Genomic DNA, 21,346 nt, shown 5'->3' with positions numbered 1-21,346 from the left:
CGCGCCTCCTAGCCCTGACGCTGGATCAGGATTTCGACGCGCCGGTTCTGGGCGCGGCCGTCGGCGGCGGTATTGGGCGCGATCGGCGTGTCCGCGCCCTTGCCCTCGAAGCTGATGCGATCCGCCTTGCTGAGCTTGGTCTTCAGCACGTCGCCGACCGCCTTGGCGCGCGCCTGCGAGAGCTCGACGTTCGAGGGGAAGCGGGCGGTGCGGATCGGCACGTTGTCGGTATGGCCGATGACCTTGATCGCGCCGCCCTCCTGCTCCAGCACGGCGGCGATGCGCTCGATCAGCGGCTGGAACTCGGCGCGCACGGCCGCCTGGCCCGGCTCGAACAGCGTGATGCCGACGAGGCGGACGATGATGACGTTGGGCGTGACAAGGCAAACGATCGGCGGCTGCACGGCGGCGCAGACCTTGGGCGGCTGAGGCGGAGGCGGGGGAGGCGGCGGCGGGGCCGCGAAGACCTTGCGCATGATGCCGATCTCGCCCTTGGGGTGGACGGAGAGCAGGGCAGTCGAGGCCGCCTCGGCATTGCCCGAGAGCAGGGCGCGGAACACGAAATAGATGCCGAGCAGGGCGACCGCAGCGATCGCCGCCACCGACCAGACCGGCACCTTGAAGCCTGCGACCGTTGCCGCGATGGCCTGCCCGCGCCAGCGCGGCGAGAGTTCGGGGTCGGGCTGCTTCACCCGCCGCAGCGTCTCGAAGAGGTTGCGCTGGATCATCTGCAGGTTGTTGGCCCCCCCGGAGGAGGTGCGATGGATGCCCTGGAAGCCCAGCGCCAGGCAGGCATGCATCAGTTCCAGCAGGTCGTAATTGACCGAGGGGTCGGCCTTGGCCTTGTCCAGCTCCTCGAAGAAGCGCACGCCGCCGGTGCGCTCGCCGAAAAAGCGCGAGAGCATGCTGTACTGCGTCCAGACATGGCGGTCGTCACCGGGAGTGTTCTGGACGATGTCGTCGGCGGTGGCGGCGAGGACGTATTTCGCGGTGCGGGCGGTCTCGGCGGAGACGCCGGCGGCGCGGACCTCATGATCGAAGGCCTCGATCGTTTCGCCGACCTGGCCCAGCAACTGGGCGAAGGGCGCGTTGGAGAGATTGGCGCGCATCCGCCCGAGCAGCAGCAGGAGCGGACCGGCGGCGCGCAGCAGCGGGTTCGCGTTCGGCGTCAACAACTGGTCGCGGCGCGGCAGCGAGTGGCCTCCTCCCGGAGGCGGGGGAACCTGCGGGCGCTGCGGGATCGGCGCCGGGTTCGACATCCATTCGTCGCCGCCGCCGGGCACGCCGGGCGAGGGCACCTGTGGGGGGGCGTAGGGCTGCGCTTGCGGCGCGGCGGGTGAAGGCGGTGCGGGAGCTTGTGGCAGGGGCGCGCGGCGCCCGCCGGGGTTCGGCCGGATGATGGTCCGTTCGGAACGGCCGAACGGGTCGGACGAACCGTCGTCGCTCATCGCCTGCCCTCCAGAACGGCCCAGAGCTCGAGTTCGAGATCGGGCCAGTCACCGGAAAAATGCATGCCGATCGAACTCGCCGTGCTGAACTCGGGCCAGAGCGGCGAGGTGCGGTCGAGGTAGAAGTATACATGATCCGTGAGCGCGCGGATCTGCGGCGGCGGCGTCGGCAGATGGACGAGGCTGATGCCCGGCAGATGGGCATGGACGATCTCGTTCATCTTGGTGTTGGGGCCGATCTTGAAGAGCTGTGGGAACTGCGCCTGGATCTCGGTCAGCGGCCGGCGCGCCGCGACTTCCAGCACCAGCGTCGCGTTGCGGACGAGGCTGCGATCCCGGATCGTCGACATGAAGGCGTTGGGCGCGCGTTCGATGATTTCCAGCCGTATGGCGCGGCGGCCGAGATTGGCCGAGAGGAAATCCTGGATGTCGCGCACGACGGGCGCGAAGCAGTTCTCCAGATCGTCGTGGTCATAGGCCGGATAGTCGCGGGCGCGGCGCTCGGCCGTGGTGAAGGTCGCGAGCTCACCGGCGAGCGCAAGGAAGACCGTGAACAGCCGCTCGGGATGGATGAAGCGCGACCGGCGCATGTGCTTCAGCACGGGGATGTTGCGGTTGAGAAGCTGAAGCACGAAGTAGTCCGCGCTCTGCAGGCCGCCGCCCGCCGTCGGATCGGCGGCGTAGCGGGCGAGCTCCTCCAGCTTGTTGTCGATCCAGCCGATGACCCGGTCGAGCCAGCCCTCGATCACCGGATAGGCCGAGCAGACCAGCACCGGCGGGGCGAATTTCTCGTCGAAGAGGATGGCGCGGTCGCGCACCTCGAGGATGCGGCCGAGCGCGAGGCCGACATAGCCGGCCTTCGAGGTCTTGCGCAGCTCCAGCGTCAGGCGCGGATGGGCGACGTCGATCTCCTCCTCGGTGCGCAGGGAGGCGGTCGAATCGATCAGCATCTCGTTTGCGGGGACGTAGCGGCTGGCCGAGCCGTTCAGCGCGTCCTCGACCTCGCGGGTATTGGCGGCGGCCAGCGGCAGCGAGAGCCAGACGATCTGGCCGGCAGCATTCTCCGGCACCTCGATCGCGGCCGGCAGGGGGCTGTTGTCGGGCAGCGCGAAGGGGGTGCCGTCCGGCATCACGCCGACGGCGCGGCGCAGGCCGATGCGGCTCTGCTGGGCGAGGTCGCGGTCGATCTCCAGCACCGAGAAGCCCCATGGATAGGGCGAGATGGTCCTGACGCGGCTTTCCAGCAAATTTTCGAGATAGCGGTCGTTCTGCTGGAAGTGATGCGGCCTGAGGAAAAGCCCTTCCGACCAGACGACCTTGCTGTACCACGACATTCCGGTCTCGCTCACTCGAAGGCAGGCATGGTGAGCTTATCGAGGACGTAACCCAGCGTCACCAAGGGAATCCTATTCCCCTCGCGCGCGGGCCGCCGTCATTGACTTGAAGGATGCGGCGCCGAGAATTTCGCGGCAGTGCTGACAGCAACGAATCCGCCCGGGAGCCAGCGACGCATGCCCAAGGGACCGGCCGCCCGCATCCTCGACCCCGTGATCCACCCGCTGCCGGGCATCCTGCAGCCGGGGCCGGGCAGCCCCAACGTATTGATCGGCAGCCTGCCGGCCTGGCGCGGCGTGCCGGCGGCCGCGGCAGCCGCCATCCAGTCCGCCAAGGCGGCGTCCGATACGACACTTCAGGTTGCTGCCGCCGCGACGCTGGCGGCGGCCGGAACACCGGGTGCGCCCGCCGCCAAGGCGGCGGAGGAGGCAGCCAAGACGGCTGCGCTCTCGGCGATGAGCTCGACCATCACCGGCGCTTCGGGCGGCGCCGACATCCATAACTGCCTGACCCTGATGCCGCCGCAGCCGCATGGGCCCGGCGTCGTCATCGACGGTTCGCAGACCGTGCTGATCAACAACCTGCCGGCTTGCCGGGTGGGCGACACGATCACCGAGGCGCTCGGCCCGCCCAACAAGATCGTCATAGGGTTGCCGACTGTCATCATCGGCGGATGATCGCGAATTGATTCAGGAAAACGGCGCAAGCGGCTGATCCTCAAGCATTTTCTTCTTCAGTGGGTGCGATGGGCAAGAATAACCGGACCGTTCCCGATCGCCAGGAGGCCAAGAGCGAGCGCTTCCGCCACAAGATCGTGCAGCGGCTCTCCTCCGATCAGCGTCGGGCGCTGAACCACGGCACGGCCCGCAACGGCCGCATCGCCGAGACTTTGTGCTTCATGGCCTTGATCCGCGATCCCGCCCGGCGCAAGCGGCCGATGCTGCCGGTGCCGAACGTCAGCTGCACGGCGGCCGTGCGCCAGTTCTTCCGGGCTGATGACGGCGAGCAGGCCGCCCATCTGCTGCCGGGGCAGATCTCGATCGATGGTGCCTTTCCCTGGCTGTTCCTGTCGGGGCCGGCGGCGCGGCAGCTCGAAAACCTCTTCGGCTATGTCGAGCCGCTGCGGGCCGACTACAACAAGGCCGATTCGGCCGCCGAGGCGAACGGCCTGACCGACGCCTTCGCAGCGGCCTGCCGGCGCGTGCTGGCGACGAGGGGCGACGCGGCGACAGACATCGTCGCCGCTTACGAGCAGTTCTGGCATCCCGGTGCGCTCGCGGCCTTCGCCGCGGCAGAAGCCCAGAAGCGCAGCAAGCCGACGCCGCCGCCGATCGTCTATGGCGAGCCCGGCGGCGTCGAATACGGCATGATCCTCAACCTGGAGGAGCGGGTGGCCGCTTTCGAGGACGAGTCGATCTGGGCGACCTACGAGCAGCTCAGCATCCTCGGCTACTACAAGGCGGCTATGGACGAGGAGCCGCGCCAGCTTCAGCTCCGGGCGATCCGCGAGATCCTGGCGCTGCCAACGGCTTGACCGACGCGGACGGGCGGGCCAAGCGGGCGCTTCCATTTTCTCGCGCGACAGGACGCAAGCCCATGACCATCGAACGCATCGGATTGGCCGCCCGCTACTGCGACGCCGCCATCTTCAACGGCATCGTCTTCCTCGCCGGCCATGTGCCGGAGAAGACCGAGGGCGCTTCCCTGACCGAGCAGACGGAAGAGGTGCTGGCGCTGCTGGAGGACACGCTGGCGCAGGCCGGCAGCAGCAAGGAGCGCATCCTCAGCGTCCAGATCTTCCTCACCGATATCGGCAAGATCGGCGAGATGAACGCTGTCTGGGACAAGTGGGTGGCGGCAGGCCATGCGCCGGCGCGTGCGACCGTCGAGGCGAAGCTCGCCTCGCCCGGTTACGGCATCGAGATCACAGCGGTGGCGGCGAAGCGCTGACGGATACCTCTCGTCATTCCGGGACATTGCGAAGCAATGGGCCCGGAACCCAGAACCGATGCGCTTCGGCAAGGAAGTGACCGGATGCCGCCGCCCTTCCGATGGGCGGCATCGGTTCTGGATTCCGGGCTCAGGCCTGCGGCCCGCCCCGGAATGACGGTGTGGAGGTGATTGGGGTCAAGCCCGAGCATGACGGCCGCATAACCCGGCCGTCATTTCCCGCCGCGGTCGTAGCACTCGGCGAAATAGATCATGAAGGCGTCGACCAGCCCGTTTTCGTAAGGGGCTGTCTTGGCCTCCCAACGGGCGACATAGGCGTCCCACATCTTCGCCTTGCGCGAGCCGATCAGGCCGCCGATGCCGCCGTCCTGCGCGGTGCTCTCGGCGACCGCCTGGGGGTCGAGGTCCTCGACCAGCATCTTCAGCGCATGCTGCATGGCCGAATAGGTCTTGATCTGGTGGGCCTTGAGGTCGCGGAAGCTCTCGTCGAAGGCGCGCCTGGCGTCGAGATAGCCGCTGCGCGGCTGGCCGAAGATCAATTGCAGGGCATCGTCGACGGTCGGCGAGAACTTCAGCGGGTTGTTGTCCTGCGCCTGGATCATCGTCTGGTTGGTGCTGCGGGCGATGCGCTTGCTCTCGGCGCGGGCGGCGAGCAGGCCCTTGAGCTCCTCCGCGATCAGCCGCATCAGCCCGCCGAGCTGCTCGGCGAAGGCGCCGGGGTCCTGCGACGACAGCGACTGCGGCGAGACGCCGGCGCCCTTGGCGAAGCGCTGCATGAACTCGCCCATCGAGATCGGCGCTGCGGCTGCGGGCTGCGCGGCGCTTTCGGCTGCGAAGGGAGGTTCGGGCGCGAAAGCCAGAGGAGGAGCCGGCTGTGGTTCGGTTGCCGCATCGGCCGGGACCGGGTCGATGCCCGGCTCGTCCCAGGGGTTTGCGGCAGGCGCGCTGCTCGGGGCCGGGCGGCGTGGCGTCGGGATCGGCGCGATGGGTTCGACGGGGGCGACCGGCGACGGCTGCATCGGCGCCCAGGCAAAGTCGTCCCCTTGCGCGGCCGGCGCGGGCCAGCCCGGAGTGGCCGGTGGCGGAGGAGGCCCTGCATCGGGCACAGGGATGTCCGTAGCCCAGTCGATGAAGCTGGCATGGACCGGTTTAGCGTGGCTGGGCGGCATCAGCTCCCGGCGCGAAATCGGCGGCGCAGCTTCCTCGCTCGCCGCCCAGAGCGATTCCGGCTGGGCCACATAGGGCGGCGGGGCGAGGGATTGGGCCGGAGCCTGACCGGCATCGTCGTCGATCACGACGGCGATGACGTAGTGGCCGATTTCGAGCCGGTCGCCGTTCTGGAGCCGATAGGGCGACTGCACGCGATGATCGCCGCCATTGACGAAAGTGCCATTGGTCGAAATGTCGCGCAGCCACCAGGCGCCGTCGCGGAAGCGGATTTCGCAGTGGCGGCCGGAGATGGCGCGGGTGGGATCTGGCAGAGCCCAGTCGAGATGCTGGTCGCGGCCGATGTCGAGGCCGCGCCCGCCGCTGGCGGTCACGCTCAGCGGGCCGCCATCCGGCAGGGAGGTCTCGTTCTCGATCGTCAGTGTCAGCGCCATGGTAGCGAACCGCTTCTACAGCATCGAACCGAATATCGTACTCGGACCGATGCTGTAGCTCTTTGATTTTGCATCGGCTTTCTCCGAAAACCGGGCCCCACTTTTCGGGCCGATGCTCTAGCGCTTGCCGGCATCGTCTTCAGCCAAACGAATGCATGCTTCGACGCAGCGATGCAATGCGCCCTCGCGGTCGCGTGAGGGCAGGCGATTGATCGCGTTGAGCACGGCGATGCGCGCCATCTTGGCGGTGAGGTCGGGCGGGCAGGGCACGCCGTGGCTTTCGATCATGCTGCCGCCGGAATACCCGGCCGCCCAGGCGACCCAGGTGCCCGGCCGGGCGCGGTCGCCCGTTTGGGCGAGCTTCAGCGCGTCGAAGCGGGTGCGGTCTCCGGGCTCGCGCACCCAGGTTTCGGCGGCGGCGAGGCCGGGATCCTGCGTGCCGGGCGGCTGCATCGCACGCACGGCCTGCAGCGCCCACCAGACGGTTTCGCGCCGCGGAAGCAGGAAGGCGCAGAAGCCGACCGCCTCCGACGGCGCCGGGCCCCTGATCAGCCGGGCAAGGAAGGCAAGCGGCGGCTCCGTGGTCGGCGGCATCGTGACGGCCTCGTGCGCCGAGGGAAAGGTCTCGAACACCTCGCGGGCGGTGCTGAAGCGCAGGCGTGACATGGAGGCCCCGGCCATTCTCAGTTGATCGTTATCATGGGGGCCTTGATCACGACGGTGCCATCGCTGCCCACCTCGGTCATGCCGACGCTCTTGATCCTGATGCTCGGCGAGGTGATCTCGATGCTGCCGGGCGTCATCTTGATCTTGCTCTCGCCGACCTTGAGATTGATCTCGGTCAGCGCCTCGACGTCGATCTTGCCGTTTTCGACGTCGAGCCTGTCGTCGCCCTTCTTGAGCGTCGTCTTTCGCGAATAGCCGCCGTCCTGGTAGCGTTCGCCGATCTCGCGCGTCTCGATGTTGTTGACGACGACCTTGTGGTCCTTCTCGGCATGCATTTCGAAGACCTCGTGGTCCTTGCGGTCCTCGAACTTGATCTCGTTGTAGGTGTCGGGGAAGCCGGCTCCATCGGTCGATTCCGATTTCAGGCCCGACTGGGTCTTGTTCGCCGGCAGTTCATAGGGCGGCTTGTGCTGGTCGTTGACGACCGCGCCGACCACGAGCGGCAGGTCGGGGTTGCCCTCGATGTACTCGACGATCACCTCCTGGCCGATGCGCGGGATGATCTGGCCGCCCCAGCCCTTGCCGGCCCACATCTGCGCGACGCGGGTGCGGCAGGAGGTCGAGCCGTCCTCGCGATCCCAATGAAAGCGCAGCCAGATCCGGCCGTATTCGTCGACGTCGATGTCGCCTTCCTCACCCTGGTTGCGCTCGCCGACCACCTTGGCGGTGTGCGGCCCGTAGACGGTGGGGCGCGGCGTGACGATGGGCGCGCGGAAGCGCCGCTCGCATTTCTGGAGTTCGTAGGAGCCGTGATAGAGCGCCTCGTCCTGCCGGGAGGAGGAACGATAGCTCTGGACGCCGAAGGCATGGGTTGCCCGGACAACGAGGTACTCGACATTCTCGGTGCCGGCCGGATGGTCCGCGAGCTTCATCAGGGCGCCGGGATAGAGGCTTGCGGCGTCGCCACCGGCATGGCGCCGGTCGTCCCTGGCCTGCTCGGCCTCGGCCATGACGCGAGCGAAATGCTCGCCCTGGTCGCGCTTGGTGTAGGCGGCGGGGTAGTCATAGGCTTCGTAGGACTTGGCCTTGGGAAAGCCCTCTTCGGCACGGGCGGTGAGGTCCGATTCCGACTTCTCGAAGTCGTAGTCCTTGAGCTCGAATTTGCCGGTGCGCAGGCGGCGCATCGTCGACCAGTGGGTGAGGTGCTCGACCTGCGAGCGCGGGAAGCGGTTGCCCTGCTTGACCAATGAATAGGCCGAGGCATCGCCCTGGAAGCTCGGCTCGGCTGCGGCCGTGACCTGGTCGTGAGCGGAGCGGGAATCGCAGAGCACGAGCTTGTGGTCGCCGTCGCTGTGCTTGAAATAATAATAGATGCCGTACTGCTCCATCAGCCGCAGCACGAAATCCAGATCGGTTTCGCGATACTGCACGCAGTAGTCGATTGGCTGCAGCGTCTCGCTGGTGCGGTCATCGAAGCTCGCCGAGCCTTCCTTGCCGAAGATCTCCTTGATGATGTCGATCGCGCTCTTGTTCTTGAAGATCCGGCAGTCGGCCCGCTGCGAGAGCAACCAGAGCCAGGGTCTGAGCGTGAAGCGATAGATGTAGAGATCGTCCTGTTCGCCGAGCCACTGCGCGTCGACCAGCGTGCCGTTCAGCACGCGCTCGCTCTTGTTCTTCAGCGTGAACTTGATCGAGCATTTCTCGCTCATCATGCTTTGCAGGTCGGCGTTGTCCGTCTTGCTCGCCGCCTCGATGTTGTATGTAAATAACTCGCTCAAAGCTTCGCTGGCTTCAAACTTGATAAGTGTAAATTTATCTTGGCCAGACGGCGTCGTGAATGACGCGGTTCTTTGACCTTGCCCTAGATTGGCAGTCATCAACAAAACCTCTCGCCGATTGAACCTATTTTTGCCTTGACGTAACTAACATGGAGAGTCATCGTCGACTCCTAAAGTCTTCATACGCCGAATGGCGCAACTTATCGGGAGGGTTCCCATGCGCAAGCAGTCCGGCTTCATCACATTGGTCGCTCTGATCAGCCTCGGGGTTCTCACCATGGCGGCAACGGCCGGAGCGCAGACCTACAAGGCCGACGACATCGTCAAGCATTTCGGGCCGGCGGCTGTGCCCAAGCCCGCGGTGACGCGCGGCCTGTGCGTCGGCACCGAGGCCGAATGCGCCAAGGCTGGCCATGTCGTCGAGGTGGCCAAGCCGCCGAGCGCCTTCGATCTCGTCGTCAAGTTCAAATACAATTCCGACGTGCTCGAGCCCGAGGCGAAGCTCAATCTCGACGAGTTCGCCAAGGCGCTGAAGACACCGCAACTCTCCGCCCAGAGCTTCATGGTCGAGGGGCATACCGATGCGGCCGGCACGCCCGGCTACAATCTCAGCCTGTCGCAGCGCCGCGCGCAGGCCGTGGTCCGCTATCTCGGGGATCGCGGCGTGAGCCCCACCAGGCTCGTCGCCAGGGGATACGGCCAGAGCCGGCCGATCGCGCCCGATCCGCTGTCCGGCGACAATCGCCGCGTCGAGACCCGCCTGCGCACCGAATAACCGGCCAGGCCAGACAGCCGAGGCGGCGCCGGTCCTGTCCGGGCTGCCGATCCTGCAAGCGGGGAGAGCGATGGCGGCCTTGAATTTTGCCGAACTGACGAAGCCGGTTTCGGCCGACGAACCCTGCGGGCCGGATCTCGAGGACGATACCGACTTCATGAATGTCACGGCGCGGCTCGAGGTCGCGCTGCCGGCGTCGTATTTCCGCCGCGACGATGATGGGCGGCAGGTCGCTTTCGATCGCAGCGGCATCGAGTTTCCGACTGCCTTCGCCGATCTCGGCAAGCTGCTGGAGCGCTCGCGCGACCTGCGCGTGCTCGTGCTCGGCGCGAAGCTGACGATCCTCAACCGCGACGTTCCGGGTTTCGCAGCCAGCCTCTCAACCATGGCGGACCTCCTCGGCGATTACTGGGAGGAGGTTCATCCGCGGGCGATGGATGGCGATTTCGTCATGCGCGAAGTCGCACTCCAGGGCCTCGACGAACTGGCGACCGTGGTGCTGCCGCTGCAGCATGCGCCGCTCTTCGTCAGCCGCCGGATCGGCCCTTTCGCCTTCCGCAGCCAGCTCGTCGCCAGCGGCGAGACCCGTCTCGTCGAGGGCGAGCAGCATCCCGATGCCGGAGCCATCCAGGCGGCGCTGGGCGATGTCGAGCCGGAGGACCTGACGGCGATACTCGGTCATGTCAGCGCCGCGCGCGATGCGCTCGCCCGCATGCGCATGGTCTGGCTCGAGAAGGTCGGTGTCGATCATCCGCTCGGCTTTCCGCGCCTGGCGGCGCTTCTGGACCAGATCGCCGCCTTTCTGGACGCTGCAGTCGCACGGCGCATTCCGGGCCATCAATCGGCCGGTGCAGCGCCAGTGGCGAGCGGCGCGCCGGTGCCGGCAGCGAGCGCCGCAAGCTTCGGTCCCGGCAGCGTTTCGAACATCCTCCAAGTGAAGGATACGCTCTCGGCCTGCCTCGGCTACTTTCGCAAAACCGAGCCTTCCAGCCCGGCGGTCCTGCTGATCGGACAAGCCCAGCAGTTGATCGGAAAGTCGCTGATCGAGGTCATCCAGATCATGTTTCCCGAGCATGTCGACAAGGCTGTCATCGAGATCGGCGAATTGCGCCGATTTCGGCTGCCGCTCGAACGCTTGCCGGCGCCGGATGGCTACGAGGCGGAGAGCGAAGCCGATCAGGGCTACGCCGAAGCGTCCGATGAGGCCGAGGATAGCGGCTACGGAAACGATGGCGATGACGAACAAGCGGTGGAGGACGACGCCGAAGCCGGCGAGCCTGCGGCGATCGAGGTCGCTCCCGCGCCGCCTGTCGCAGCATCCGCTATCGCGATCGGCAGCCGCAGCGAGGCCGTGGACGCGATGAGGGCGGTCGCCGCCTTCTATCGGCGGGTCGAGCCCTCGCATCCGACGCCGCTCTTGATGGACAAGGCCTGCGCTCTGGCGCAGCATGATTTCATGTCTCTTCTGGGCAATATCCTGCCAGACGTCGCTCAGGTTCCGGAGACCGACAGCTAGGTCAGTTTTTTGCCTTTGCTTTGAACCTTCCGTCGCGATGGCGCGACTATATCGATGACGGACGAAAACGGATAGGATGTCACGTTACGTCGGCGTGGCACGGATGCAGAGGGGCACGTCACATGGCCGGGGATTCAGGACAGAAGTTCATCCGCCGCAACAGGCCGCCTCGGGTGCACATCACCTATGAGGATCCGTACAACGCCGAGCAGAAGATCGAGCTGCCCTTCGTGATGGGCGTGCTGGCCGATCTCTCCGGCAACGCCTCGGCGATCGAGAAGCCGGAAATCTCCCAGCGCAAGTTCCTCGATTTCGACATGGACAATTTCGATCAGCGCATGGCCGCGATCGAGCCTGCCGTGTCCTTCAACGTCGCCAACAAGCTCGGCGACGACAGCAACGAGAAGTTGTCGGTGGCGCTGAAGTTCTCGAAGTTCGAGGATTTCAACCCGGCTGCGGTCGCCCGCCAGATCCCGGCGACGGCGAAGCTGCTGGAGGCGCGCGAGCAACTCGCCAATCTGCTGCGCTACATGGACGGCAAGATGGCCGCGAGCGACCAGATCAAGGCGCTGCTCGCCGACCCGCAGCTGATGGCCACCCTCAAGGACAGGCTCGGCAAGAGCGAGCCTGCCGAGGACAAGAAGCAGAATTGATCATGGGTGCGGGCCCGCCGCTGCGGGTCTGCCAGGCGGTTAAGCAAGCGAGGCGGCAATGGCAGCGGAAGCACAAACCCAGCAGCCCGGTGGCGCGGCTGTAGAGACCCGCGAGATCGATGATTTCTCGGCAGTCCTGAAGCAGAGTTTCAAACCGAAGACCGAAAGGGCGGCGACCGAGGTCGAGAACGCGGTCGCGACGCTGGTCAACCAGGCGCTGGCGGATCAGACCCTGATCAAGGGCGACGTCATCGACACGATCGAGGAGATGATCGCCCGGCTCGACGCCAAGTTGACCGAGCAGATGAACGCGGTGCTGCACGCACCGGAATACCAGAAGATCGAGAGCGCCTGGCGCGGCCTCAACTACCTCGTCTTCAACTCCGAGACGGACGCGCAGTTGAAGATCAAGGTGATGAACGTCTCGAAGAACGAGCTGGCGCGCAATCTCAAGACCTATCCCGGCGCGCGCTGGGACCAGAGCCCGCTGTTCAAGCAGGTCTACGAGCAGGAGTTCGGTCAGCTCGGCGGCCAGCCCTTCGGCTGCCTGGTCGGCGACTACCACTTCAGCCATGTACCGACCGACGTGCAGCTCCTGCGCGATCTGTCGAAGGTGGCCGCGGCGGCGCATGCTCCTTTCTTCGCCGGCGCCGAGCCGACCCTGATGGGCATGGACAGCTGGACGGAACTCTCCAACCCGCGCGATCTCGGCAAGGTCTTCGACACGCCGGACTACGCGGCCTGGAAGGGCCTGCGCGACGCGGCCGACTCCCGCTATGTCGGGCTGTGCCTGCCGCGGGTGCTCTCGCGGGTGCCTTACGGCGCCAAGTCCGAGCCGGTCGAGGAGTTCGCCTTCGAGGAAGACACCGACGGCCACAAGGGCGAGAATTACGCCTGGATGAACGCGGCCTATGCCATGGCCGTCAACATCAACCGCGCCTTTAAGGAATATGGCTGGTGCACCCGCATCCGCGGCGTCCAGTCGGGCGGCGAGGTGCTCAACCTGCCGACCCACACATTCCCGACCGACGATGGCGGCATCGACCTGAAATGCCCGACCGAGATCGCGATCAGCGACCGGCGCGAGGCGGAGCTGGCCAAATCCGGCCTGATCCCGCTGATCCATCGCAAGAACACCGACAAGGCGGCCTTCATCGGTGCGCAGTCGCTCTACAAGCCCAAGGCCTTCTCGGGGCCGGACGGGGTGGCGGCGACAGCCTCCGACAACCTGTCGGCGCGCTTGCCCTACATGTTCGCGGTCTCGCGCTTCGCGCACTACCTGAAGTGCATGGTTCGCGACAAGATCGGCTCCTACAAGGAAAAGGAGCCGCTGCGCCGCTGGCTGCAGGAGTGGATCACCGACTATGTCGACGGCGATCCGGTCAATTCCAGCGAAGAGACGAAGGCGCGGCGCCCGCTCTCCGATGCGCGCATCGACGTCTTCGAGGACGAGGAGAACCCTGGCTACTACTCGGCCAAGTTCTATCTGCGGCCGCACTTCCAGCTCGAAGGCATGGATATCGGCCTGAGCCTGGTCTCGCGACTGCCAGCTCCCAAGCAGTGACCGTCACCTGATCAGCAGGTGATGGCCAACGAGAATCTTCGGCGCGCCGGCCGGTCGAGGCGGCGCGACAGGAGAAGTGCGTCCCCAAACCCGTTCGCACCAGCGAGCGTCACAACATTCCACCTTGGAGGTAAACATGGCTAGCGACTTCCTGCTCGAGATCGATGGCATCAAGGGCGAAAGCAAGGACAAGAACCACAAGGACACGATCGAGGTCGATTCCTTCTCCTGGGGCGTCAGCAATGCCGGCTCGCATGCATCCAACGCCGGCGGTGGYGCCGGCAAGGCGAGCTTCCAGGACATTCACTTCACCTCGTCGGTCGGCAAGGCGTCGGCGAACCTGGCGCTGTCCTGCGCCAGCGGCAAGCACATCAAGAAGGCCGTGCTCTATGTCCGCAAGCAGGGCGAGACGCAGCAGGACTACTATGTCGTGACGCTGGAGGACCTGCTGGTGTCGAGCTACCAGTCCGGCGACGCGGCCGGCGGGACCAGCATCCCGACCGACCAGTTCTCGCTGAACTACGCGAAGATCAAATACGAATATAAGCCGCAAAAGCAGGACGGCGCGCTCGATGCGCCGATAACGATGACCTGGGACATCAAGGCCAACGCGAAGTGAGGACAGTGCGCCGGTTCCGGGTCTCCGGAACCGGCGCACTACTGCCGGACAGGACATGATGGCCGATCCGATCTCGAAGAAGCGGCTGCGGCCGCCTTTGATGTTCGCATTCCGGGAGGCGCATCTGGAAAAGGATGCGAGGACCGCGCTCGACCTGCGGGACGAGGGCGGCGAACGCGTGATCGCGAACCGCCGCGCCGCGCCGCGCGCGGCGATCACCGAGCAGAAGCTCAGGCGCGAGATCAGCATCGATCTGGACGCGCTGGTGAACACGATCAACCTGGCTTCCGCGCTCGATCTCTCGGGGCTGGAGCATGTCCGCCGGTCCGTGCTCAACCACGGCTTCCCCGACATGACGCGGCTGTCGATCGACGAGCACCGCGTCGATGCGATCCGCGAGGATCTGGCGGATGTGCTGATCGGCTACGAGCCGCGCCTGATCCGCAAGTCGATCGCCGTGGAGCGCGACCAGACGGTGGATCCGGCGGAACTCAAGGTGCGCTTCCTGGTCCGGGCCGACCTCAACTGCGAGCCGCTCAACGTGCCCGTGCAGTTCGTCGCCGATCTCGAGCTCGACACCGGCAAGATCGCGATCAAGGGACGCTGACGCGATGAACCAGGAGTTTCTCGACCTCTACAACCAGGAACTCCGGCTCTTCATGGAGCACAGCAAGGAGTTCGCCGAGGAGTATCCCGGCATTGCCGAGCGGCTCGGCGGGCTCGCCGGCGAGCGCATGGACCCGATGGTCGGGGGCCTGCTGGAGGGCGCGGCCTTCCTCGCCGCCCGCGTGCAGCTCAAGCTGAAGCACGAGTTTCCCGAGTTCACCAACAACCTGCTTGAGCAGCTGCTGCCGAACTACCTGGCACCGACGCCTTCGGCGCTGCTGGCGGGCATCGAGCCGCCCTATTCCGATCCCGGCCTTCGCGAGGGTGTCCGCATTCCGCGCGGCTCCTATGTCGATGCGACCTATCTCGAGCGCGAGCGCCGCGTCGCCTGCCGCTACCGCCTCGGCTCCGATATCATGCTCTGGCCCTTCGAGGTTACGGCGGCGGAGTACATCCCGGCACCCGGCTCATTGCAGGCGCTCGGTCTCAAGGTCGGTCCGCGCGCTCTGGCGGGCCTGCGCCTGACGCTGACCCATCGCGTCATGGCCGATCGCGAGCAGGAGCCCTCCGCGGCGGACGCGCTCAAGAATCCGGCGAGCTGGTTTGCCGGCTGCCGCGCCCGCGAATTGAGCTTCCATCTCCTCGGCGGGGAGGGCGACGCGGTCGCGCTCTACGAGCAGCTCTTCGCGAACTGCATCGGCTTGCATTTCCGCCATCTCGACGCCTTCGGCGATCCGGTGGTGACGCCGGGCGAGGATTGCCGGCTCGAGCAGATCGGCTTCGACGAAGACGAGGCGCTGCTGCCGGCCGATACGCGAGTCTTCCGCGGCTTCGAGCTGCTGCGCGAACTCTTCTGGTTCCCGCGCAAGTTCCTCGGCTTCCGGCTGGAGGGGCTGAACAGGGTCCTGCCGAAGCTCACCGCGAAGACGGTCGAGCTGATCTTCGTCTTCGACGAGGTCAATACGCGGCTGCCGGGCGCCGTGCGCAAGGAGATGTTCGCGCTTTACGCAGCGCCCGCGATCAACCTCTTCGAGAAGACGGCCGACCGCATCCCGGTGAAGACGAACCAGCACGAGTTCCATGTCGTGCCGGATCGCAGCCGGGCGCTCGACTACGAGCCGCACAGCGTTCTCTCGGTCCACGCCCACTATATCGGCGGGCGCGAGAAGCAGCCGGTCCATCCGCTCTATTCATCGCCGGAAGGCGCTTCGCCGGTGCATGGCCTGCACTACACGCAGCGCCGGCTGCCGCGCCGGCGCTCCTCCGCCGAGCGTCGGCAGGGCCGCGCCTCCGACTATACGGGTACGGAGATGTTCATCTCGCTGGTCGAGCCGGCGAGCCTTTCGGAAACCGCATCGGTCGCCGAGCTCAGCGTGCGCGCGCTCTGCTCGAACCGGCACCTGACCGAGCATCTGCCGACCGGCATCGGCGGGGCCGATTTCCGGCTGATCGACAATGTCTCGCTGGATGTCTCCTGCCTTGCCGGGCCGACGCCGCCGCGCGAGCCGATCGTCTCCCAGCTCAAGCTGCGGGCGGAGACGGCGAGCACGGGTGTCGTCACTTGGCGGTTGATCAACCTGCTCAGCCTCAACCAGCTCGGCCTCGTCCAGCGCGGTGCGGGCCAGAACGGCGAGGCGTTGCGGGAGCTGCTCTCGCTTTTCGCCGACCTCGCCGACAGCGCGACCGAGCGGCGCATCCGCGGCATCAAGAGCGTCGACAGCCGGGCCGTCGTGCGGCGCTTTCCGCAGCGGGCGGGGACGGGCGCGGCGCGCGGGCTCGAGATCACCGTGCTGCTCGACGAGAAGGCCTTCGAAGGCTCGGGCGTCTTCCTGCTGGGCGCGGCGCTCGACCGCTTCTTCGCCGAATACGCAGCGATGAACCATTTCACCCAGACGGTGATCCGTACGGTGGAGCGCGGCGAAGTCATGCGCTTTCCGCCGCGGGCCGGTTCGAGGCGCATCCTGTGAGCGAGGAACCGGCCAACCCGCTGGAGAAGGCGCCGAGCTACCAGGCGCGGCTGGAGGCCGAGCCCTGGCGCTTCGATTTCTATGCGGTGATGCGCCGGCTGGAGCGCAGCTTTCCGGAGCGGGGCAAGATCGGCGACGTCGCGGCGCGGCGGGACGAATATGTCGCGCTGGGCGAGCCGGCCTATCTCGACTTTCCGGCCTCCAGCATCGCCGAGGCCGATCGCGACGGGCAGGGGCGTCTGCGGCTGCTGGTCAAGTTCCTCGGCCTGCTCGGGCCACAGGGCGCGCTGCCGCTGGCGACGACCGAGGAGACCTACCACTGGCAGATCGCGCGGGACGACGCCTTCCCGCGATTCCTCGACATCTTCAACCACCGCTTCCTGCAGCTGTTCTATCGAGCCTGGGCGGATTCGCGGCCGATCGCGCAGCATGACCGGCCCGATCTCGACCGCTTCGCCGCCTACATCGGCAGCACGGTCGGGCTGGGCTCGAAGCCCTATGCCGGCCGGGACAGCGTTCCCGATGCCGAGAAGCTCGCCCATGCAGGGCTGATTGGCGCGCAGGCGAAATCGGCCTCGCGGCTCAGGCGTTTCCTGGCGGGGTTGTTCAAGGCGGATGTCGAGATCGAACAGTTCGTCGGCATGCGGCTCGTCTTCGATCCCGCCGACCGGACACGGCTCGGCGGCGCACATTGCACGCTGGGAGGCGACGCGCTGCTTGGGGCCAGCGTCTATAGCGTCGAGGACAAGTTCCGCGTGAAGATCGTGGCTGGCGACCTCGCGCAGTTCGAGCGCTTCCTGCCCAACGGCGACCGCTGCGAGCCGCTGGCCGATGCGGTGTTCTTCCATCTCGGCGAGCAGTTCGAATGGGATGTCGAGCTCGCCTTGCCGGTCGGCGAGGTGAAACCGGTGCGGCTCGGGCGATCCGGCCATCTCGGCTGGACGAGCTGGATGGCGCCGAACTGGGATGTCGAGCCCGGCGCGTTGCGCCGCGACGCCCGCTTCCATCCCGCCGAAAGCCTGCGCCTGAAACGAAGCCGCACTGCGACCGCCGGACACTGAAGGGGACGACCATGGCCGATATCAGCCTCGAATCCGTCACGGGCAAGCTCAACCGCGTCGGCTACGACAGCTTCCTTCAGGCTCTCAGGCAGGCCAAGGGAGCGGGCAACCGCAATGTCGAGCTGGCGCATTGGCTCGTCCAGATCCTGCAGGGCAGCGCGAACGACCTCACCCTGACGGCGGACCACTACAAGCTCGATCGCGCCCGGCTGCTGATGGATCTGGGCGGTGTCGTCGAGGGCTTCCGCAAGAATGAGACGGAGATGCCGGGCATCGCCAACCACATCGTCGATATCCTCGACCGTGGCTGGCACTATGCGACCCTGTTCTTCGGCGAGACGCAGATCAGGACAGGCCATCTTCTGGTGGCGGCGTTGAAGTCGAACGATCTGCGCCGGGCGCTCTCCGGCCTCTCCAAGGAGTTCGCCAAGATCCCGGTCGAGGAGCTTGCGGCGGGCTACGGCAAGATCTGGGAAAGCTCGGGCGAGGAGAATCTCCGGCCGATGGACGGCTCCGGCCTGCGCGCCGCCGGGACGCCCGGTGCCGAGGCTGCCGACGGACCGAAGGGCACCACGGCGCTCGACCGCTTCTCGCAGGACCTCACCGTCAAGGCTCGCTCCGGCACGATGGACCCGATCCTCGGCCGCGACGACGAGATCCGGCAGGTCATCGACGTGCTGATGCGCCGGCGCCAGAACAACCCGATCCTCACCGGCGAGGCCGGCGTCGGCAAGACGGCGATCGCCGAGGGCTTCGCCCAGCGCGTCGCCTCGGGCGACGTGCCGCCGCCACTGAGGGGCGTGAAGGTCTGTGCGCTCGATATCGGGCTGATGCAGGCCGGCGCCTCGATGAAGGGCGAGTTCGAGCAGCGTCTACGCTCGGTGATCGACGAGGTGCAGTCCTCGCCGACCCCCGTGATCCTGTTCATCGACGAGGCACATACGCTGATCGGCGCCGGCGGGCAGGCCGGCACGGGCGATGCCGCGAACCTGCTGAAGCCCGCTTTGGCGCGCGGCACGCTCAGGACGATCGCCGCGACGACATGGTCGGAATACCGGCAGTATTTCGAGAAAGACCCGGCGCTGACCCGGCGCTTCCAGCCGGTGCAGGTCGACGAGCCGGACGTGCTGCGCTGCTGCACCATGCTGCGCGGGCTGATCGGGCCAATGGAGAAGCACCACAAGGTGCGCATCTCCGACGCTGCGATCGTCGCGGCGGTGACGCTTTCCTCGCGCTACATCCCGGCACGCCAGCTTCCCGACAAGGCCGTGAGCCTGCTCGACACCGCCTGCGCCCGCGTCGCCATCAGCCAGACTGCGACGCCGGCTGCGATCGAGGATGCGCGCGTTGCGATCTCGGCGCTTGAGAACGAGAGGGCGGCGCTGGTCGCCGACAAGGATCTCGGCGACGCCACCGACGAGCGGCTCGGCAAGATCGACGACGAAAGCGCCGAGCTGAAGACCAAGCTCGAAGCCCTGGAGGCCGACTGGGCCTCGGAGCTGGCGCTGGTCGAGGAGATCACCCTGCTGCGCGGCAAGCTCGGGGAGACCAGCGACAAGGGGGATGGTCGCATGACCCCGCCGGCCGGCGGCGAGGCCGCTGCCGCCAATGACGACACGCAGTCCGGGCCGGCGCCGGTTGAAGCGCCAGTCGATCCCGAGGCGACGCGCGCCAGCCTGAAGGAGAAGTTCAGCTCGCTCGGCGCGATCGATCCGGCCAACCGGATGATCTATGCCCATGTCGACGAGCAGTCGGTCGCCTCCGTCGTGTCGGACTGGACCGGCATCCCGGTCGGGCGGATGGTCAAGGACGAGATCGAGACGGTGCTCAACCTCGCCGAGACGCTGAACCGGCGCGTCGTCGGCCAGGGCCATGGCATCGGCATGATCGCCAAGCGGATCGAGACGAACCGCGCCAAGCTCGACAACCCCAACAAGCCGATCGGCGTCTTCATGCTCTGCGGCCCTTCGGGCGTCGGCAAGACCGAGACGGCGCTGGCCCTGGCCGAAGCGCTCTATGGCGGCGAGCAGAACGTCATCACCATCAATATGAGCGAGTTCCAGGAGGCGCATACCGTCTCGACGCTGAAAGGCGCGCCTCCTGGCTATGTCGGCTATGGCGAGGGCGGGCGGCTGACCGAGGCGGTGCGGCGCAAGCCCTATTCGGTGGTGCTGCTCGACGAGGTCGAGAAGGCGCATCCCGACGTGCACGAGCTGTTCTTCCAGGTCTTCGACAAGGGCCAGATGGAGGACGGCACCGGCCGGCGCATCGACTTCAAGAACACGCTGATCATCCTGACCTCGAATGTCGGCACCGACGAGATCATGAGGCAGGCCGGGAATGGCGCGGCGAAGCCCGACCCGGAGGAACTGGCGGTCTCGCTCAGGCCGGCGCTGCTCAAGGTCTTCCCGCCGGCGCTGATCGGGCGGCTCGTCACCATCCCCTATTATCCGCTCTCGCCGGAGATGCTGGGCGGCATCGTCCGGCTCCAGCTCGGGCGCATCGGCAAGCGGCTGGCGGAGAACCACAAGGCGAGCTTCGGCTATGACGACGCGGTGGTCGAGCACATCGTCGCGCAGTGCAACGACCCGGATTCGGGCGGGCGCATGATCGACAACATCATCACCAACTCGATGCTGCCGGCGCTCTCGCGGGCGATCCTCAATCTGCAGCTCGAGAAGAAGCCGCTGACCGAAGCTAAGGTCTCCGTCGAGAACGGCAGCTTCGCCTATCAGGTGGCGTGAGCAAGGCGAGTTAGCACCCGGTTTCAACTCCACCGAGGAGATTTGCCATGGCTGTTCCGGATTCCGGCAACCCGACGGATATCGCCAACGCCTCGCCTTCGCCGGGCGCCTGGGTCGACCGCTACTGGAACGTGCCGGCCGGCGATACGACGGTCTCGATCAACAAGTACATGATCGGGATTCACAATGCCGATGCGGGCGCGACAAAGCGCGGCCTCGTGATGCAGGAAGCGACCAGGAAAAAGCTCTACGTCGACAAGAAGGCCTTCAACCGCGCCAGCATGGGCAAGGTCAGCCCCGACGATTGCGAGCATATCCTGAACCTTGCGCTGGAGACCGGAAAGGCGACGGAGGACACGATCCAGGCCTGGGCAGACCAGAGCCTCGGCGTCGACTGCACAGGCTTCGTCGTCGCCTATTACAGCGAGCTGGAGCGGATCAGCCTCGACAAATATTCGGGTGGCGCGAGCTGCCCGTTCCTCGTCGGTGCGGCCAAGAAGGGCAAGCCGCCCGGCCTCGCCAGCGCGCTGATCTGGGATTTCGACGAGGTGCGGACCGGCGACATGGTGGTCTGGATGACAGACCAGCTTCTCGAGACGCGCAAGCCCGGCCATATCGCGCTGGTGTCCTACAACAACGTGGTTCCGGACGCGCTGCTGATCGCGCATTCCAACGGCGCCAATGACGGCTCCGGCCATTTCGGCCCGAAGCATGGCCGGCTCGGCTGGGATGAGGTCAAGACCGGGGCCAACGGCAAGTACATCCAGGTCGACAGCACCGGCAAGGTCATCATCGTGCGCCCGCCGGCCTGGATTCCGTGAGCGTCTGGAACCGGCGGTGGTCTCAATCGGTAATCGCAACACGCTACTTTTCCTTTGGAGATGGAGCGTGGGTGATGAAGCAGCGGCGGCGGATCTACTATTCGGCGGCCCAGCGGGCTGAGATCTGGGATCGCTGGAAGGCCGGCGAGTCGATGAGTTCGATTGGGCGGCGGTTCGATCGGGAGTCCTCTTCGGTGTTCTCGGTGCTTTCGCCGACGGGCGGCATTCGGCCTCCAGACCGG

Annotated in this window: 18 protein-coding genes; 13 read left to right on the top strand and 5 right to left on the bottom strand. The window is 66.4% G+C overall.

What is annotated here, in order from left to right; all coding sequences use genetic code 11:
* Nucleotides 1-8: 8 nt before the first annotated feature.
* Nucleotides 9-1,448 (bottom strand): type VI secretion system protein TssL, long form, encoded by a 1,440-nt coding sequence (gene tssL / locus AC1DVA_RS09585; RefSeq protein ID WP_476805736.1) that lies wholly within the window; start codon nucleotides 1,446-1,448, stop codon nucleotides 9-11.
* Entirely contained in the window at nucleotides 1,445-2,782 is a 1,338-nt protein-coding gene (tssK, locus tag AC1DVA_RS09580; RefSeq protein ID WP_265053818.1) for a type VI secretion system baseplate subunit TssK, read from the bottom strand. The genes tssL and tssK overlap by 4 nt, the downstream gene beginning before the upstream one ends.
* Before the next feature lie 177 nt (nucleotides 2,783-2,959).
* On the opposite strand from tssK, the gene AC1DVA_RS09575 reads away from it, so the two are divergent.
* The 3 genes from AC1DVA_RS09575 (at nucleotide 2,960) to AC1DVA_RS09565 (ending at nucleotide 4,733) form a co-directional block, all read left to right on the top strand.
* On the top strand, nucleotides 2,960-3,460 hold the full coding sequence (locus tag AC1DVA_RS09575) for a PAAR domain-containing protein (RefSeq protein ID WP_265053817.1): 501 nt from the start codon (nucleotides 2,960-2,962) through the stop codon (nucleotides 3,458-3,460).
* A gap of 68 nt (nucleotides 3,461-3,528) precedes the next feature.
* Nucleotides 3,529-4,317 (top strand): hypothetical protein, encoded by a 789-nt coding sequence (locus AC1DVA_RS09570; RefSeq protein WP_265053816.1) that lies wholly within the window; start codon nucleotides 3,529-3,531, stop codon nucleotides 4,315-4,317.
* Nucleotides 4,318-4,379: 62 nt separating this feature from the next.
* Entirely contained in the window at nucleotides 4,380-4,733 is a 354-nt protein-coding gene (locus tag AC1DVA_RS09565; RefSeq protein ID WP_265053815.1) for a RidA family protein, read from the top strand.
* A gap of 212 nt (nucleotides 4,734-4,945) precedes the next feature.
* Here the strand turns inward: AC1DVA_RS09565 and tagH are convergent, their stop codons facing one another.
* From tagH to AC1DVA_RS09550, 3 genes are all read right to left on the bottom strand, one after another.
* Nucleotides 4,946-6,334 carry a type VI secretion system-associated FHA domain protein TagH gene (gene tagH / locus AC1DVA_RS09560; RefSeq protein WP_476805735.1) on the bottom strand — a complete coding sequence of 463 codons (1,389 nt, stop codon included), beginning with the start codon at nucleotides 6,332-6,334 and terminating at the stop codon, nucleotides 4,946-4,948.
* A 117-nt stretch (nucleotides 6,335-6,451) separates the two neighbouring features.
* A complete protein-coding gene (locus AC1DVA_RS09555) occupies nucleotides 6,452-7,000 on the bottom strand; it encodes a DUF6931 family protein (protein ID WP_265053813.1) in 549 nt (182 codons plus the stop codon).
* Nucleotides 7,001-7,017: 17 nt separating this feature from the next.
* A complete protein-coding gene (locus tag AC1DVA_RS09550) occupies nucleotides 7,018-8,877 on the bottom strand; it encodes a type VI secretion system Vgr family protein (RefSeq protein WP_476805734.1) in 1,860 nt (619 codons plus the stop codon).
* Between the two features lie 118 nt (nucleotides 8,878-8,995).
* On the opposite strand from AC1DVA_RS09550, the gene AC1DVA_RS09545 reads away from it, so the two are divergent.
* From AC1DVA_RS09545 to AC1DVA_RS09500, 10 genes are all read left to right on the top strand, one after another.
* Entirely contained in the window at nucleotides 8,996-9,553 is a 558-nt protein-coding gene (locus AC1DVA_RS09545; RefSeq protein WP_476805733.1) for an OmpA family protein, read from the top strand.
* A gap of 70 nt (nucleotides 9,554-9,623) precedes the next feature.
* Nucleotides 9,624-11,069: a type VI secretion system protein TssA gene (locus AC1DVA_RS09540; protein WP_476805732.1), complete on the top strand. Its 1,446-nt coding sequence runs from the start codon at nucleotides 9,624-9,626 to the stop codon at nucleotides 11,067-11,069.
* A 122-nt stretch (nucleotides 11,070-11,191) separates the two neighbouring features.
* Nucleotides 11,192-11,722, top strand: coding sequence for a type VI secretion system contractile sheath small subunit (gene tssB, locus AC1DVA_RS09535; protein WP_265053809.1), 531 nt, complete (start codon nucleotides 11,192-11,194; stop codon nucleotides 11,720-11,722).
* Between the two features lie 58 nt (nucleotides 11,723-11,780).
* A complete protein-coding gene (gene tssC / locus AC1DVA_RS09530; protein ID WP_265053808.1) occupies nucleotides 11,781-13,286 on the top strand; it encodes a type VI secretion system contractile sheath large subunit in 1,506 nt (501 codons plus the stop codon).
* A gap of 136 nt (nucleotides 13,287-13,422) precedes the next feature.
* Complete coding sequence (locus tag AC1DVA_RS09525) at nucleotides 13,423-13,905, top strand: Hcp family type VI secretion system effector (protein WP_265053807.1); 483 nt, start codon at nucleotides 13,423-13,425, stop codon at nucleotides 13,903-13,905.
* 58 nt (nucleotides 13,906-13,963) lie between these two features.
* Nucleotides 13,964-14,512, top strand: coding sequence for a type VI secretion system baseplate subunit TssE (locus AC1DVA_RS09520; RefSeq protein ID WP_265053806.1), 549 nt, complete (start codon nucleotides 13,964-13,966; stop codon nucleotides 14,510-14,512).
* A gap of 4 nt (nucleotides 14,513-14,516) precedes the next feature.
* On the top strand, nucleotides 14,517-16,478 hold the full coding sequence (gene tssF / locus AC1DVA_RS09515) for a type VI secretion system baseplate subunit TssF (protein WP_265053805.1): 1,962 nt from the start codon (nucleotides 14,517-14,519) through the stop codon (nucleotides 16,476-16,478).
* A complete protein-coding gene (gene tssG / locus AC1DVA_RS09510) occupies nucleotides 16,475-17,539 on the top strand; it encodes a type VI secretion system baseplate subunit TssG (RefSeq protein ID WP_442864990.1) in 1,065 nt (354 codons plus the stop codon). The genes tssF and tssG overlap by 4 nt, the downstream gene beginning before the upstream one ends.
* An 11-nt stretch (nucleotides 17,540-17,550) precedes the next feature.
* The gene (tssH, locus tag AC1DVA_RS09505) at nucleotides 17,551-20,283 is read left to right on the top strand and encodes a type VI secretion system ATPase TssH (protein ID WP_476805731.1); all 2,733 of its coding nucleotides are present in this window, start codon (nucleotides 17,551-17,553) and stop codon (nucleotides 20,281-20,283) included.
* A 47-nt stretch (nucleotides 20,284-20,330) separates the two neighbouring features.
* A complete protein-coding gene (locus AC1DVA_RS09500; protein ID WP_476805730.1) occupies nucleotides 20,331-21,104 on the top strand; it encodes a hypothetical protein in 774 nt (257 codons plus the stop codon).
* Nucleotides 21,105-21,346: the final 242 nt, after the last annotated feature.

This window comes from Allobosea sp. P4_C6 (genome assembly GCF_056402015.1).
Note: the sequence above shows the minus strand (reverse complement) of the source record. Positions and strands in the feature narration are given on the sequence as shown.